At 69.1% G+C, this 1,319-nt stretch carries 1 pseudogene; it reads left to right on the plus strand.

The features are described from left to right. Window positions 1-892, plus strand: a pseudogene (locus BN903_RS08725) (methyl-accepting chemotaxis protein); the annotation flags it as partial. Between the last annotated feature and the right edge of the window lie 427 nt (window positions 893-1,319).

The raw sequence follows: 1,319 nt of genomic DNA on the forward strand, positions 1-1,319 counted from the left end.
GATCAGGTCGCGACCACCTCCCGGCAGGCCGACTCGCTCACCGAGGAGGGCCGCGAGGCGGCGGCCGACGCCGTCGAGGAACTCCACGGGATCGAGGCGCGCTCGGAGTCCGCCGCGGAGACGGTAGAGCGGCTCGAAGCCGAGATGGCGGAGGTCGACGAGATCGTCGAGACGATCTCGGAGATCGCGGACCAGACCAACCTGCTCGCGCTGAACGCCTCGATCGAGGCCGCCCGCGCGGGCGAGAGCGGCTCCGGCTTCGCGGTCGTCGCGGAGGAGGTGAAGTCGCTCGCGGAGGAGACGCAGGAGTCCGCCGCCGAGGTGGAGTCGCTAATCGGTAGCCTCCGCGAGCGGACCGACGAGAGCGTCGACGAGATGGCCGCGATCCGTGAGGGGGTCGACGACGGCGTCGAGGTTGTCGAGGACGCGGAGGACGCCCTCGAAGAGGTCTCAGAGCGCGTGAGCGAGGCCGACGACGGCGTTCAGGAGATATCCGGCGCGATGGACGCGCAGGCGTCGTCGGTCAGCGAGGTCACCGGCGCGGTCGACGACCTCGCGGGCGTGAGCCAGCAGACCACCGCCGAGGCGACCACCGTCGCCTCAGCGGCAGAGGAGCAGGCCGCCACGCTCGGCGAAGTCTCCGAGCAGGCGCACGACCTCCACGAGGCGCGCCCGCGACCTGCGAGAGATGACCGAGGGCTTCGAGGTCGACGCCGACGGAGCCGCTGTCGGTGGCGACGACTCGACCGAGACGACGGACGCGGTCGAGTCGGCGTTCTCATTCGGCGCTGACGAGGTGTCCGCGGACGCCGCTCCCGCCAGCACGGACGGCGGCACCGCCGACGAGACGGTCCAAGCGAGCGATCCGGACGCAGACGGCTCGGAGAGCTGAGAGCGGTCGCTCGATGAGTAGGGTCGAACGGAAAAGCGATCGGCGTCGTCCGCGACGATGCCTCGGATCGGTCGCGTCGCGGTCAGCGGTCCCGCCTCCTTCAGTCGGCCATCGTCTCGTGGCTGACGCCCCGGCCGTCCGGGAGCGGTGCCACGATCCGGTACGCCGCGTACAGGCCCAGCACCGCGATGCCGGCCAGCACGAACGCCGTGCGGATCTCCGGCGAGATCAGCGGCATCGCCGTCACTTCGCCCGCCTCGTTCGTGATCGGGGCCGGACTGAACGGCTGTCCCGAAAGGGTCTCGAACCAGTCCGAGGACCACGATGCCGAACATCGTATAACTTCGTATAATGTATGCTATACGAAGTTATTACGCCCGATGTCGGTTGTGATAAGTCGTGGGAGGCAAGGCACACAGGGGATAGG

It is taken from the genome of Halorubrum sp. AJ67 (assembly GCF_000513435.1).